The organism is Paenibacillus sp. CMAA1364, from assembly GCF_054373195.1.
The window spans coordinates 110,028-125,801 of sequence record NZ_JBITNB010000005.1 but is presented as its reverse complement, the minus strand read 5'-3'; the positions used below and the strand labels follow the sequence as shown (position 1 = coordinate 125,801).

The following is a 15,774-nucleotide window of genomic DNA, read 5'->3' as shown; positions in this document are numbered from 1 at the left end:
TTATTCATCCCCCCCTATGGTAAGTATAATATTCATGGTCACGCCAACGACGGCTAGGTAGACACCAAGATCGAACAGAACAGCCGTTGCTAGTTCCGTATCGCCCATGATCGGAAGATGGAAGTGGCCAAATGCATGACTTAGAAAAGGAACACCGAATGCGAAAGAACCAACGGCTGTAAGAATAGCTATACTCAGTCCAACTGCAGTTACGATGCGATAATTGACTGGAAGAATGGCACGTATAATGTCCATTCCAAAGGCAATCGCCATTAGAATAAGCGCGGCCGAAGTCATCAGCCCACCGATAAATCCACCGCCGGGATTACTATGTCCAGCGAAGAACAAATATAAAGAGAAGGTAATGATAATCAAGATAATCACTTTGGATACTGTCCGTAGAATGACATCATTACTCTTGCCCTGCAGTATTACTTTAGACGAAGATTTCACCCTATCTATCTTCTCTGCTGGCTCCATTCTTAATTGTATCAATCCATAGATCGCTAGCGATGCAATGCCAAGAACCATAATCTCAAATAACGTATCAAATCCTCTGAAATCAACGAGAATGACGTTAACCACATTGTTCCCGCCTGCTAGGGCATAACTATTGTCCACAAAGAATTCGGAGATCGAAGCAAACGGACTACTTCCAAATGCCGCAAGTGCAATCAACGTCATGGTTATGCCTACACCCATTGAAATGATTAGATTTGTTGATTTGAAGCGTAAAGTAACTATAGACTTCTTAAGCTCTGGAAGGAACTTGAAGCACAAGAGGAATAACGTTACCGATACGGTCTCTATAATCATCTGTGTCAGAGCTAGATCCGGTGCACGGAAGATCACGAATAACAACGTCACCATATACCCCACAGCACCTGTGAGCAGTATAGCTACGATCCGAGACTTCGCAAAAGGTACCGCAATCGCCGCCAAAAGTAGAACGAAAATCACCATCATCTCATAGAAAGATACTGGGGCATACTGATCCATTCTGAATTGTATGCCATCGGACAAGAGCATCGTGCTTAATAGTGCAACAATGAGGAAGCCGAAGATATACAGTAAATAATGACGAACCGAACCCGTCATATAGCGCTTAGTCAATTGGTTCGATCCACGTTCCAATAATCGAAGCGATCCGTCATAGAGGCGATTGAGTGACACCCGACTTCCCCATTGACGATCCATGATTGCGAAGCGTTTGTATACTCTAAATAGGAGAATACCTACGACAATCACACCTAGGGTCATGAAGATTTCTGGTGTCCATCCATGCCACATTTGAATATGCACCTGGAAGGTATCACCTGTCGCTAGCAGTCCATGATGTATGGATGCCATCGCTGGTTCAATCAGCGAATACGACAAGATATTTGGGAATATGCCAAATACCACCGCTAAAGACCCGAGAATAACGGGAGAAATAAGTAATCCGATCGATGCTTCGTGGGGTGTCTTGTCTAACTTATCTACTTGAAGCTTGCCCGTAAATGTCTTCATCACAAGAATCATGCTATAGACAAAGGTGAATACACTGGCAATCCAAGCTACGACTGCAAAGATGATCATCCCTGATTGTATATTAAATACATCCAAATTTCGTATATTCAACATGGCCGTAAAGAACATCTCTTTACTTAGAAATCCATTGAACGGGGGCAGACCCGCCATGGAGAACGTACCAATAATAGCAATCGTGAACGTGATTGGCATCAGTGACATTAACCCACCGAGCTTACGAATATCTCGGGTATTCGTCTCATGATCCACAATGCCTACGACCATAAAGAGTGAACCTTTAAATATGGCGTGATTAATTAAGTGGAACATGGCAGCCGTTGTTGCCAACGTATAAAAGAGTGATGCCTCTGTACCTGGAAAGAAGGCCGCTGCGGAACCCAGACCCAACAAAGACATGATCATACCCAGTTGGCTAATCGTTGAGTAAGCCAACATCGCTTTGAGATCTGTCTGTTTAATCGCATTAAATGAACCATAGATTAAGGTTATAAGACCTGTCAGTGAGACAATCCAGAACCACTCGGCTTGACCTGCAAAGATAGGACTAACCCTTGCAACCAGATATAGTCCAGCCTTAACCATAGTAGCTGAATGAAGATAAGCACTAACCGGTGTTGGTGCTTCCATCGCATCAGGCAGCCAAATATGAAATGGGAATTGCGCCGATTTCGTGAATGCCCCTAACAAGATTAATAACATGGCTGGAAGAAATAACGAATGTGTCGTCATGACATCGACCTGCCCAATCATCTCACGGATACTAAATGTTCCTGTCATGACATACAGGAGATTGAATCCTGCGAACATGGCCAGACCACCAAAGACCGTAATGAGCATCGACTTAAGCGCCCCGTAACGTGATTTCTCCCGTCGATGCCAAAAGGCAATCAATAGAAAGGAAGAAATACTTGTTAATTCCCAGAAACCATACAACACCATCAAGTTATCTGATAATACGACACCAAGCATGGCCCCCATAAACATCATTAAATAGATATAAAAGTGGCGAATCGACTCGGTCTTTTTTTTCAAATAATAGATCGAATATAAAATAACTAAAGCGCCCATACCTGTGATTAAGAGAGCAAATAACAGACTAAGCCCATCAAGAATCAGCGAGATGTTGATACCTAAGGATGGCATCCAAGATACGGTAGCCATCATGTATTCACCAGTACGCACAACTGGAATCTTCATAAGAAAATACAGGAACAATAGCGCAGGGAATGGTAGAACGAACCAGCCCGTATGGATTCGAGGAAACCGCTTCGTTAGCGGAATGATAACGGCCAGAATAAATGGCACCAGAATTGTTGCGTGCAACACAAAGAGACCTCCAATATAGACTTATTATTCGTTTACACTTGTACTTTATCTAACAGGATAACGCCATTCACTTTGGATAATTCTTAGGTATTGTAATTCACCTTTCCACACCGTCTTAAACAAACCGTTATTGAAATCCGTGTGAAGTTCACGAAAGAAGATACCCGGAAGCGCAGATGACTCAACCGCATCATCACTTAGTTCATATACCAGTTCATATACATCGCCATTATTCACCAAGTAGGCATTCACTCCCGCTTCGTGCGTCTCCTCCAGTAGATCAGGATAACGTTGGACAGATACAATATGTAAATCAATTGGTCCCAGTAACTCTACCAAGTCATTGACAAAGTTACCTCGGGTAATCTCCTGCCAGAAGGTCTGACCGGATTGCCCTATAATGATTTGTGTAACGTTATGTTCTCGAGCTGTATCTACAATGACATCCGTAGTCTTCTTTCCTTCAGGCTTAATTCGCAAAAATTCCCCACCTGATTGCTTCGTAAGTTTCTCCCACACGTCAATATACTGCTCTTTCTCTGAGTTATACTCATGCTCATCTGACATATCGACATTAAGAACTCTAAATGGGGCATCTAGTAATTGCGCTAACTGACTCCCTCTTTGAATTAAACGCTGTCCGTGCGGACCATAATGAACACACACCATGACACTTTCTTGGCTAATCTTCGTTGTCATTTCAATCCCCCCCATCTTCTTTTCGTTCTAAAAAAGCACAAAAAGAGCCCGCTGTTGGCAGGCTCCTCCGATTCAAACAAATATACGATTACTTAGAATTATATCGTTTCGTGGGGAGGTTGTAAAGATAGCAGCCATTTATTATACAAGTATAAACCAATCATGAAATGGGGATCATTCAATCATGTAAAGGAGTGAACCCCATGCTGAAACGAAAAATAACTTGCTCATTCTTCATCTTGTTTCTTATGCTAGCCGTTGGATGGAAGGTGAATGATCTCATTAATGAGAAACCACTTAGAACTTTCGTTCTACCTACTACTCACGATCAATATCATATCCGTTCGGTTAATTTCAATGAACCTGTACATATCAATATGCCCTTTGGGTCTCGTGAATATGTACGGATTATCCATAGAATAGATAAGTAGTGGGCGTCTCGTCACTTCGAAGGCGGATCATTCTTCCGAACGCTGTTGTCCCCAAAAGTGATATGATAGATAATATCTACATTTATCAATTCCGACTGTTGGGAGAATAAACGATCATGAAATCAACCTATACCTTAGACGATATACAATGGCACCAACTCATACACTATGTTGCAGAACAATTCAATGACCTCACGATTAAGCGTGGATTCCAATACTATAAACAAGGACGTGTCCATCACTTCACGATGTCTGATGCTGATCATATTCAGGCTGTTGTTAAAGGTAATGAGGAATACAGCGTTCATATTAACCTTGATTCCTTCACTAGCAATCATTGTAGTTGTCCGGTACCGTCCAATTGTAAACATATGATAGCCGTTCTGCTAGCGTACGCCAATCTACATGAACGGTCTGTTCATACGCTTGTCAATGCCCATTCAACGGCAATGTTCAAGCAAGTTGTGAAGCCTACTTCTAAGACTGCGTCCATTCGTTCGGGAACGGACAATTCCGCTCACAGACCAGAGGTCTCTTCCCAATTGAAGGATCGAATAGAACGAATTCCTACGCTACCTATTTCCGAGTGGCACGATCTATTTCAACAAGTCATTGGTCCCCAAGGGATGAGGATTCCAAACACGCCGTATGCACGAAGTGCTTTGGAATCTATACTCGACTTGAAACCTTCACTATCACCTAGGATGAACCTACTTTATAAGCTCCATGCTCATCTTTTTGTACTCAATAAGCTTGTTACACCCTCATTACAACAGGGGAACAATGCTAACTTTTATATGGGATTACATACACAGATGGCTGCCGATGATATGCAAGCTGCCATAGGTGAGATTCTGTCCCACGAGCTAGTTCTGGAGGAAGAATCAGAACACCAGCATGTTGTTCAAGATACCTTAACGTTGTTGCGTCTGCAGATGTTGACAGAACCTCAGAATCTTCATTATTACTACGATATTTACACACAACTGTGGCTACATTGGCTTCATCCTAATCTGGTTGATCATCAGATGTATCTAGAAGAACTACAACAATTAAATGCTGCCCAGCAAGATCTTGGTTCGAGGCTCTCGAAGCTACCGTGGATGCTATCCCAGATTTGGATGCAATTCTACCTATCGCAAGACGAACAAGCATGGGATCTATTACGACAGGTAGACAAGATCTTTAATATCCATCCCGAGCATGTGTATCCGTTCCTAACGCTATTATCAAAAAGAGAAGATTGGTCTCGCATGAGAGATTGGTTAGTTGAGCTTAGTCCACTCCTTAGTAACTATCGCAACAATAACCTAAGTTATTATTGGATCTGTTGGGAATCTACCCTTCAATATCTTCCGGAATCCGAGCAAGATATGTGGTCAGCGCTGATTGGCATGTTGCCTCACACGAAACATATGTATGAAGAGAAGTTGATGTCATATGGTAAATGGGAGCAATGGATGGACTATCAGTTGAGCATTGGTAGAGACCCATTCGAATTCCGTGTCACCGTTTTCCAACCGATCGAGAAGAATGCACCAGAGTTGCTGCTTCCCTTCTATCATCAAGCTGTAGAACAATATATCCAGCAGAAGAATCGTGCGAGCTATAAACAAGCTGTGAAGTTATTGAAACGGCTATCCAAGCTATACAAAAAGACCAAGCAAGAAGATCGCTGGGACTTGTTCATCACATCATTGGCTAATCGAAATAGCCGACTGCGCGCACTCCAAGAGGAGCTTCGGAGAGGAAAGCTAATATCATGAGCCAATATACTGAAAATATCACACTTCACATCACCTTAAGTGCTTATGGAGATGCGTTAATCTACGGAACGACGAACACCTTTAACTACTTATCGGGTATGTATCTGAAACATCGCCTTTTCGCATGGCATGAGCCGTCTTTTTATGGAACAGCATTAGAAATTCAAACCGTTCAAGATGTCGAACTCGTTGTCCTTCCCTCGGAGCAGGTCATCCCATTCTTCTCGCAACAGAAGCTTCTTCATCATATCGAGTGGGTATGGAGTGAAGAGGTTGCGATATGGATCGAACTTATTCCCTTATTATCAACTTCTATTGAAGAGAAGAAATACATTCCTAGTTATCAAGCCTTTCAATCAGGCAAGTTACAGTGGATTTGGGATCTTGAGGTATTACATGAGAAAGGTCAGGCTATCTTGCAACAGCTTGGAGAAGATTACGCTACGGTAGAGGGACTACACGCAGCATTCTCAGCATCCGTGTCTCAACGCTATTACGGAACAGAAGCCACCGCATCCGACCTACGAAGAGAATTCCCGTTGTTATTTACGAGTGTAGGGGCAACAGCTACTGGCTTAGATGAACAAAGTTGGCTCATTGCTATGGGCTGGAAGGCCGATATAGCCCCATTCCGTCCTATTCTTCAATTGCTAGAGCCTGATGAAGAGGAATTAGGTTGGCGTCTTCAACTTGTTCTGCAAGATAAGCTTGATCCCATCGCACTGACCCCTATTCGTCTTGCACAGGATGGATACGCCTCTGGCTCATGGCCAACGGCATGGTCATCATACATCAGTGAACGGTCTGCTAGTTGGCTCGAAAGATTACGGGCCTGCCTCTCAAAGGAACGATTCAGCGACAGTAACTCCGATGTGTTAAGCCAGTCGTTAACCGATGATGCTGCTTGGCAATTTCTAACGTTAGACAGCGATACGTTGCTTGAAGCCGGATGGCAAGTGCTACTCCCTGCTTGGTGGGAAGAAGCGAGTCGAAAGAAGCCGAAGTTACGTGCTAAGGTTCGTACGGATGAAGGGAGATCGGGTGGCTCTCTATTCGGTCTTGATTCTATCGTAAACTTCGACTGGCGAATCGCGATTGGAGATTCACAACTCACCGAAGAAGAGTTCTCGCTATTACTGGCTCGCAACGAACGGTTGGTTCGCTTCAGGGGACAATGGATCTCGCTTGATCCAGCCCTACTGGCACAAATCCGCCAAGCGATGCGAAGTATGGATAGCTCGCAAGGGTTATCTTTTCAAGACGTATTGCAATTGCATCTGCTCGGTAACGAAGATGAAGCGGCAGATGGTACGTCAGAACAACATGAAGTGTCCGCACGGGTCCAAATGGAGGTTGAGCTCAATGAACATCTGATGAAGATCATGAGCCAGCTTAGAGGGCAAACGCAGTGGCCAACGCTTGCAGTTCCAAGTGGGTTGCAAGCGGAATTACGTTCATATCAGCAGGATGGCTATGCTTGGCTTACCTTCTTGAGACGATTTGGGCTTGGTGCGTGTCTTGCGGATGATATGGGTCTAGGTAAAACAGTACAATTTATAGCCTACTTATTACACATAAAGGAGACGTCAGTGGAAGCAGATTCCGCATTCCCTTCCCTTCTGATCTGTCCAACTTCTGTGCTTGGTAATTGGCAAAAGGAATTATCCCGCTTCGGACCATCCTTAAACATTATGCTTCATTATGGGGGCAAACGTAGTAGCGGCGATGCCTTTATGGATGAAGTGGCCCAAGCGGATATCGTCTTAACCTCCTATGCCACAGCCACATTGGATCAGGAGTTGCTAAAAGAATTCACATGGACATCGATCTGTTTGGATGAAGCTCAGAATATTAAGAATGCTCAAACCAAACAATCCATGGCCGTTCGTAGCTTCCCGGCTAGACACCGAGTCGTACTTACGGGTACGCCAATTGAGAATCGACTCTCCGAACTTTGGTCCTTATATGACTTCATCAATCCAGGTTACTTAGGTAACGCCCGAGCATTCAACAACCGCTTTATTAACGCGATTGAGAAAGATCATAATGAACAGCGAACAATGGATTTACAGCGGCTCGTTAAGCCCTTTATGCTTCGTCGGAAGAAAAAGGATCCGGCTATTCAGCTAGATCTACCTGATAAGAATGAGATGAAGACCTATATTCATCTTACTGCCGAGCAGGGTGCACTTTATGACACGACGGTTAGTGAGCTCATGCAGCGCATGCAAAAGCTTGAAGGTATCGAACGCAAGGGAGCTATTTTGGGTGCACTTACACAGCTTAAGCAACTATGTGACCATCCGATACTCTTAACGAAGGAAGCCATACCCGTGGCAAAGAACGATGATAACGAAACCGTGGAGATTGAAACATTGATTCATCGCTCTGCTAAGCTGGAACGGCTTCTAGCTATGGTGAGGGAGTTACGAGAAGAGGGAGAGCGTTGTCTCATATTTACGCAATATATTGGTATGGGACAAATGCTGAAGCGAGTTCTCCAACATGAGCTACAAGAACCTGTACTTTACTTGAACGGAAGCACGTCCAAGTCGGCACGTGATGTCATGATTGATCAGTTCCAATCACATACACTGCCGCCGGAGGAGCAACCATCTGTCTTCATTCTTTCGATTAAAGCAGGTGGTGTGGGTCTTAATCTAACCGCAGCCAACCATGTGTTTCACTTCGACCGCTGGTGGAATCCGGCTGTAGAGAATCAGGCCACAGACCGTGCCTTCCGAATAGGACAGACCAAGGACGTACAGGTGCACAAGTTCATCTCCCTTGGCACATTAGAGGAACGTATTGATGAGATGCTAGAGAACAAGCAGCAGCTTAGCGATAACGTGATCTCAAGCTCGGAAGGTTGGATTACGGAGCTATCGACCGATGAGCTACAAGACCTCTTCTCTTTACGTCGAGGGTTAGGTAGTTCGTAAATGTATTCATATCTTCTTCGGTGGATAGGTGTCATCTCAATTCATGTAGGAATAGGCTACCGGGGTGGGTAGCCTATTCCTACGTTTGGAGTGAATATTCTATCCCGCACACCTCGTACAGCATGAACCAAACTAAGGTGTGATGCACTGGTATGCGAACACCTGCACTTTCACAGCAATTTAGCTCTTAGTCTAAACAAACTTCCAATCTAACTAGTAGGTGGGACGAATCCTCACCTCTTGCGCTTTCCCCGAATGTACATGTGAGTTCCTATCCTAGCAACCATCGCGGTTGCACATTCAAAGGCACACCGTTCTCAAAGTAATGCCTTTTCCACTTCTATCGGTTCTCGTGCGCGTGTTCCTTTATTCAGAAGTTACTGGCAAGGTCATCTCCAACTCGGGAATATACTCTACTTTTATATGTCCATCTTCGCCTATTTCGTTTACATTTGCAGGGTAATCTTTGTAAACATAATGAAACGGTTTTAAAGTTATTGATTTTGGAATAGATTCAAAAGGTTCGAATTGAGTATCTTCTATTAAAATATTACCGTTCATTGCACTTGATCCTTGCCCGCCAGTTATATGCACTTGTTCTCCTTGTTCATTAAATAAATGGTATCCAATTGAATTTCGAGGGTACAACGATGAAATTTTCATATCTTCGTGCAATTCTATCCGTGTAGTGATGTTAGTTGTTATTGGTGTAAATTCAATTTTCTCAAGCTTTAAATTTATCTCCTCATATTTACGATTTATGGAAGGGATAAGCACTACATTGTTCTGAGTGTTCATTTCTACTGGAATATTCAATTGAAATGGTTCTTGAATTCCCGAGACTTCTAAATTCAAAGAGATTTCAAATTTCTGTGGAAATGTCTCCCCTCCTTGATTTCTCAGATCTGAAAATCCCAGAATCAATGAATTGGCATCCGGACTTGGATCCATAACAACCCCAGTACGATTACCTCCGCTTGTAGTCGAATAGAGTGTGGAAGACTCCCCTTTAATAGATAGATTCACATCTTTAATTGATTCTATTAGGGTTTCCTCAGACGAAAGATTATCTGAAACATCACGTTCAATTCCGATCGATACACGAGTACCATCGAACGATACGGCCGTTGCCTGTATTGTCAAGCCATCATGAGTATCGCTTGCATTAGGAACGGTAAAGAGCCCGTTTTCATCTGCAGCTTTTAATCCAAGATCACCAGCCAATTGAAATATACTATCCATCCCTGGAATCCGTTTAATAGATGCTGCCATCGTCGGTGAAATAAATCCAGTAGCTGTTACGACAGTAAAAATAATAATAGCTGCTGCCGTAGCTATCATTGCCCTGCGCCAACCCTTTCGCTGATGAGTATCGGTTAGCATTTTCATATTCTCCTTTTCATAACGTTCCATAATACGATCCGTTAAATCAATTTCAACTGGGGTTTCTACAATCAATTTTTTCAGCCTTATCATTTTATCATCTTCCAAATCGGTATGACTGTTCATGTTTTCCACCCCCCTGTTCTTTTTCAAAAGTTAATTTTTTTGCGAATACGTTCATATAGTCAACTTTGGTATTAACTTACTTGGAGGTTTATTTATCGAAAATGTTACAACCTGTAAGAACTTTGTATTTGTCAGTGTATGCACTACAAAATTTACTGAATCGGACAAAATCTCAGCAATTGGACTATTTAATAAATTTTTCAGTATAGGATCTCCATAAAGAGGTAATTATTCACACAGTCAATAATCAATACGTATGAGCAATTATTCAACCTATAGCACAATACTTGCAGGCACTTTGGGTAGCCATACAACATAGAAAGAGGGTCTACTTTAAAGGACGGTGGGGTCGAACGGCGGATGTATTCTACTCTAACGGAAGTGGCAGGCCTTATTCTACCTGAAATGTCACTTCTGGAATTTTAACGGAAATGGGCGACCTTATCTGACTCTTCCCTCTGATATCGGTCTATTTATTTACATATAAAGGCGTGTATTTCCGTTACAACTTCATTTTGGTGTATTTTTATAGAATAGTGTCGATGAGTTCCGTTAGAAAAATGGAATGGTGGCTCATATAGGTGTCCGAGTATTCCTAAGACGATACGCTGTACGATATACACCTCAACAAGTTGCGAACATACAGGTCACACAACGAAAAGGATGCCTGCCTGCATCATTGCAGACAAGCATCTCCATTAGTTCAATTACTTCGGATGGAAGAGCCTGCACGTTTACAGGAATAACATCCAGTCACACCATGCGTAAACCTACATCCAACTAGCTAATTGTAGCTGAGTGTGTTGATCCCGCCACCATACCCTTCATAATCTGATCCTGTAGCAGAAGATATACTACAATCGTAGGAATGACAGCTATCGCCATCGCGCTCATGGTTAGGCTATAATCGGTTCCGAATCCATCTAAGAATAAGGCAAGGCTGCATGACAATGTCTTTAACGCCTGTGAGTTAATGAATACAAGGGCAAATGATAAGTCATTCCATTTACACACCACAATTATTCGCAGATAGTTTTCATTTATCAGTATAGGAAATGAATAGTTAAGAGGACAAGCCTATTGCGCGATTCGCCCGTTGCTGGAAGATTGGAATCAGCAGTACACAGATAACGGTTACGACAATAATAATAGAGAATCCCATCCCACCCATTTCTTTCAGAGGCAAAGTGAGACTAAGTAGGACGCATCTGGTAGCTACCAAGATACCTTCTCTCCAAACGAGGAAAGCCACTTGGTTAGTAGGGCTCGCATGTTGAATAAATCGAAACTGCTGAGCGTTCCAGACCGTCATGAAGTAGAACATTCCTATGGAAGTTAGCAGGTTAGAGACAATAAGTGCAACTGGATATTGAATTAATACGATGATAAATCCGACAGCCATCAGTATCATCCCAATCCATAACCAACGCATCTCGTCGATCTTTATTCTCCGATACATCCATAATCCCAACAAGGAGCACATCGTATAGACCATATTTAATAAAGCGATCAGAAGTTTGTCTTGTGTGACAGAGAAAGTGAACAGTAGCGAAAATAGATTCTGAAATTGCAGAAAGATACCTGCTGCTAGAAAGGATAATATAATCCACTTGGATCCAGGACGGCCGAAGGCAGTACGGAAGTTATACTTACCAACCTTAGATTCGTTGTACTGCATGTCTACCGAAGATAAGGTAATTCTAGGCATAAAGAATGAGAAGATAAGCATCATGACTACAAAGATAAGCATCAAGATGAATGACCCCACATACCCATACCCATCGATAACCTTCGCGGCTACAAAGGGAATGGCAACAGATGTGAACTGCGTGATGACCATTAACGTGGCAAAGTAAGGCGCATATTCACTCCCTTTGCCCCTTAGTGCGATACTAAGACTTTGTGATGCCTGCGACAACCCGAACATAGCACCTACGGGTATACCCAATAATAGTATCCACAGTAGGCGATTATCGAATGTTACCATGGATAAATACATGAAAGCAGCGGCTCCGCATAACGCGGAGACCGCCAAAGGTAAGCGTATGGTGAACCGATACAACAGCTTGGTCGCAGACGCAAAAGATATCCCCCATGTAATAAACATGGACATATTATAAAGAGATACTTCCGCTATCGAATGGTTATACTCCCAAATAAATAAGTTGACGAATATCCCGATATAGCTAGCGATAATCGAACTGATCGTATTCATGATCAGTAGCTTACGCATATCCGTAGACATATGCCCTATCCTCCCGCCAGATGAATTTCACTATTTCACAGCACCAGCAGTAATCCCGCTCGCGATTTGCCGTTGGAAGATGATATAGACAATGAGTACGGGAACGATCGTGATCAAGAGCGCCGCGAACAATGGGCCCCACTCTGTACGATATTGCATTTCGGCTTGCATAATGCCAATCTCTACAGGCAGTGTATACTGATCCGGATCGTTAATCAGTATCGTACCCACGATATATTCATTCCAGATGTTCAGGATATTAACGATCCCAATCGTAATTAATCCAGGCTGAGATAACGGGAGCATCACTCGAAAGAACGTTCCATAATAAGAAGCACCATCCACGATGGCAGCCTCTTCTAGCTCCTTTGGTAATGACTTGAAGAAACCTACGAGCACGAAGATACCAAAGGCAAGTAAGCTAGAGGAATATACAAAGATCAAGCCAATCTTCGTATTAATTAATCCCAATGAATTCATTAAGAAGAACAAAGGAATGAGTGCCAATACAAATGGAACCATCATCGAAGAGATATACAGAAGGAACAAGGCATTACTTCCTCTGAACTTATATCTAGCTAGTACATAAGCAGTCATTGCTGAGAGCAATAATGCTAGACATGTCGATCCCAACGTAACAATAACGGAATTGGCGAAATACGTACTAAAGTTATATTTACTCCATACATAAGAGAAGTTAGACCATATCAAGGGGAACTCAGGTAATGCCCACGGTGCGTTGAAGAAGAATTGCTCATTATCCTTTAATGAATCTAGTAAAGTCCATACAAGCGGGTATATAACCGAGACCGCCCATAGAGCCAATATGAGAAACATAAACAATCTAGCGATCGGATGCTTAATCTTTTTATTCATTATGATGTGATCCCCCCTTAGCTCATCTCAACGGATTCATGATGCATTAACCGTTGAAGTAGGATTGTTGTAATTAAGGACAGGATCAAGATAACGAACCCTATCGCAGCACCATAACCGAAATGGAATTGACGGAATGCCATTTGATACAAATAAGAACCCATTACCTGTGTACTGTTATCTGGTCCACCTTCTGTCATAAGCCATACAATAACGAAGGAACCATTCAACGTTGTCATCATAATGTTCAGAATAGATACCTTGATCTGCTCCCATACAAGCGGTACGGTAATACTCCAGAACTGTTTCCACTCCCCCGCTCCCTCAATGTTTGAAGCTTCATAATACGATTCGGGAATACTCTGAATGGCAGCAATAATAAGAATCATATAGAATCCAATCCCTGCCCAAATGGATGGAGGTAAGAGCATCCATATCGTATGATTAGGAAATCCTAGCCATGTGATGTCTACCTTATCTTTGGTGAACAGAGAGAGGAATGCATTTAAGAATCCGATTTGCGGATTATAAATGAAGTTCCACAATACGCCAATGACTACAACGGAAATGACATTCGGAATGAAAAAGATGGATCGAAGAAATCCAGCCATTCTAAACCCAAAGCGAGTAAGCGCTACCGCAAAGAAAGTCGCAAGAATCATAATGCCTACTACTTTACCGGCAACTAAAAAGTAATCATTACCGATGGCTCTCCAAATGATAGGATCTTGGAACATTTCCTTGAAATTGTCGAACCCAACAAATGTCTTGACGTCGGACATACCTGACCATTGGAAGAATGAATAATACAAACCCTGTACTACAGGATAGATTGTAAATACGCAAAAAAACAGTAGCGTAGGGATGATGAATGATGCGATAAATACATTCCTTTGCCATTTTGCAGTCCCTAAGTTCATGTGATTATCCCTCCGAGTAAACTCATATAAAGTGATCGGGGCACCTCGCCCCGATCACCGTCCACTTGAATTATGCTGGATTCCGTTTATTTATTTACCTTTTTCACCACATCTGTTACACGTTTAACCCATTCTTCAGGAGTAATCTTCTTAATGGTCAATGCGTCTGTCGCATCCATCATTGCCTTATCTACATCTGCGTTATAAGTGATGGTTGGGATAACGATCGTGTTTGGATCAGTCAAATATTTAGCTGCATCTTTTACATGGCTCGGAGCATTAGAACTACTGATATCACCTTTGATATTCGAAGGTGCGCCACTTAATTCAGCCCACTGGGAAGCTTGCTCTTTAGAGAAGATGAATTGAAGGAATGCCTTCGCTGCATCTTTATTCTTACCATTCTTAGAAATAGCTACTGTAGCTGTGGAAGTGTTAGCAACGACTTTGCCACCTGCTGATTGTGTTACGGAAGGAATGAATCCGAAGTTGAAGCCATCAGGAACATCTTTGGCCATTTCGTTTGGCAACCAAAGTCCGTTCGGGATGAAGGCATCTTTATTCTGCAAGAATAACATTTGTGAATCCGTGTGATTGATTTGAATCGAAGCTTTATCGATAAAGTCTTTATCGCGTAATGCAACAATCTGATTCAGAGCAGCTAGAACCGCAGGCTTCTCGAATGCTTCTACTTTATTAGCAGCCATATCTTGAAGAATACTGAAATCATCGTTGTTAGCTGATACGATCGCAGGGAATAGAACAGACCCGTTGATATAGTACGGGTATTTACCTGTATGAATAAAAGGTGTAATTCCATCGGCTTTAATCTTCTCACTTACAGCAAGGAAGGAATCGAAATCAGTAGGTTCAGACCATCCCTTTTCAGTGAAGAGGGTTTTGTTCCAGAACACACCCCATGAGTTAAGAACCAATGGAATATTGTATACTTTGCCATCAAATTGTTGGGCGGGTTGCGCTAGAATATCACTAATGAGATCACCATCGACATTCTTCGCATCCTTCAACCACTCCGTCAAATCTTCAAGTTGGCCATCTTCGACCATTTGGCGATCATTCAGACCCGCTCCATCGATATATACGAAATCAGGTGGGTTGGAACCAATCCAGCGGGGTTTCATCTGGTCATTGATCTTTGGACCACCAAATTCTTTAATGTTAAGATCAGGATTGGCAGCTTGGAATTCAGAGATAACTTTCTTCCACCACTTATCCCCATAACCACCAACGAAGTATTGGATTTCAAAGTCTCCCGTTAATTTAGCAGGTTCTGGTGTAGTAGGTTCTGGCGTTGCAGGTGTTTCGACTTTAGGCGGTTCTTCCTTAGGTACGTTGTTAGCTACATTACTCGAACCACATCCCACTAACGATAGAGCCATTATTGCTGCAAGACTTAACGATAATACTTTCCTCTTCATTCTCATGAAAATAAACCCTCCCCATAATGATTAAATTACGCTTATTTATGAGTTCATATTTGAACCCTTTTGCGCTTAGTTTCATCATAAA

10 protein-coding genes and 1 pseudogene are annotated in these 15,774 nt (G+C 42.6%); 3 read left to right on the top strand and 8 right to left on the bottom strand.

The annotated features are described in order from the left end of the window. Both ACH8E3_RS05895 and ACH8E3_RS05890 read right to left on the bottom strand, forming a co-directional pair. Window positions 1–2,856: a Na+/H+ antiporter subunit A gene (locus tag ACH8E3_RS05895; protein ID WP_458631687.1), complete on the bottom strand. Its 2,856-nt coding sequence runs from the start codon at window positions 2,854–2,856 to the stop codon at window positions 1–3. A 45-nt stretch (window positions 2,857–2,901) separates the two neighbouring features. Further along, the gene (locus ACH8E3_RS05890) at window positions 2,902–3,555 is read right to left on the bottom strand and encodes a universal stress protein (RefSeq protein WP_458631686.1); all 654 of its coding nucleotides are present in this window, start codon (window positions 3,553–3,555) and stop codon (window positions 2,902–2,904) included. A gap of 203 nt (window positions 3,556–3,758) precedes the next feature. On the opposite strand from ACH8E3_RS05890, the gene ACH8E3_RS05885 reads away from it, so the two are divergent. The 3 genes from ACH8E3_RS05885 to ACH8E3_RS05875 all read left to right on the top strand — a co-directional run bounded on the left by ACH8E3_RS05885 (window position 3,759) and on the right by ACH8E3_RS05875 (window position 8,694). Then, window positions 3,759–3,986: a hypothetical protein gene (locus ACH8E3_RS05885; protein ID WP_458631685.1), complete on the top strand. Its 228-nt coding sequence runs from the start codon at window positions 3,759–3,761 to the stop codon at window positions 3,984–3,986. Window positions 3,987–4,102: 116 nt separating this feature from the next. Then, a complete protein-coding gene (locus tag ACH8E3_RS05880) occupies window positions 4,103–5,752 on the top strand; it encodes an SWIM zinc finger family protein (protein ID WP_458631684.1) in 1,650 nt (549 codons plus the stop codon). Next, window positions 5,749–8,694, top strand: a complete 2,946-nt coding sequence (locus ACH8E3_RS05875; protein WP_458631683.1) for a DEAD/DEAH box helicase — start codon at window positions 5,749–5,751, stop codon at window positions 8,692–8,694. The genes ACH8E3_RS05880 and ACH8E3_RS05875 overlap by 4 nt, the downstream gene beginning before the upstream one ends. A 366-nt stretch (window positions 8,695–9,060) precedes the next feature. Here the strand turns inward: ACH8E3_RS05875 and ACH8E3_RS05870 are convergent, their stop codons facing one another. The 6 genes and pseudogenes from ACH8E3_RS05870 to ACH8E3_RS05845 all read right to left on the bottom strand — a co-directional run bounded on the left by ACH8E3_RS05870 (window position 9,061) and on the right by ACH8E3_RS05845 (window position 15,689). After that, window positions 9,061–10,203: a DUF4179 domain-containing protein gene (locus ACH8E3_RS05870; protein WP_458631682.1), complete on the bottom strand. Its 1,143-nt coding sequence runs from the start codon at window positions 10,201–10,203 to the stop codon at window positions 9,061–9,063. 780 nt (window positions 10,204–10,983) lie between these two features. Then, a pseudogene (locus ACH8E3_RS05865) lies at window positions 10,984–11,208 on the bottom strand (carbohydrate ABC transporter permease); the annotation flags it as partial. Window positions 11,209–11,266: 58 nt separating this feature from the next. Beyond that, entirely contained in the window at window positions 11,267–12,448 is a 1,182-nt protein-coding gene (locus ACH8E3_RS05860) for an MFS transporter (protein ID WP_458631681.1), read from the bottom strand. Between the two features lie 30 nt (window positions 12,449–12,478). Then, the gene (locus ACH8E3_RS05855) at window positions 12,479–13,324 is read right to left on the bottom strand and encodes a carbohydrate ABC transporter permease (RefSeq protein ID WP_458631680.1); all 846 of its coding nucleotides are present in this window, start codon (window positions 13,322–13,324) and stop codon (window positions 12,479–12,481) included. 17 nt (window positions 13,325–13,341) lie between these two features. Further along, complete coding sequence (locus tag ACH8E3_RS05850; protein ID WP_458631679.1) at window positions 13,342–14,244, bottom strand: carbohydrate ABC transporter permease; 903 nt, start codon at window positions 14,242–14,244, stop codon at window positions 13,342–13,344. Between the two features lie 86 nt (window positions 14,245–14,330). Next, complete coding sequence (locus ACH8E3_RS05845; RefSeq protein ID WP_458631678.1) at window positions 14,331–15,689, bottom strand: ABC transporter substrate-binding protein; 1,359 nt, start codon at window positions 15,687–15,689, stop codon at window positions 14,331–14,333. Window positions 15,690–15,774: the final 85 nt, after the last annotated feature.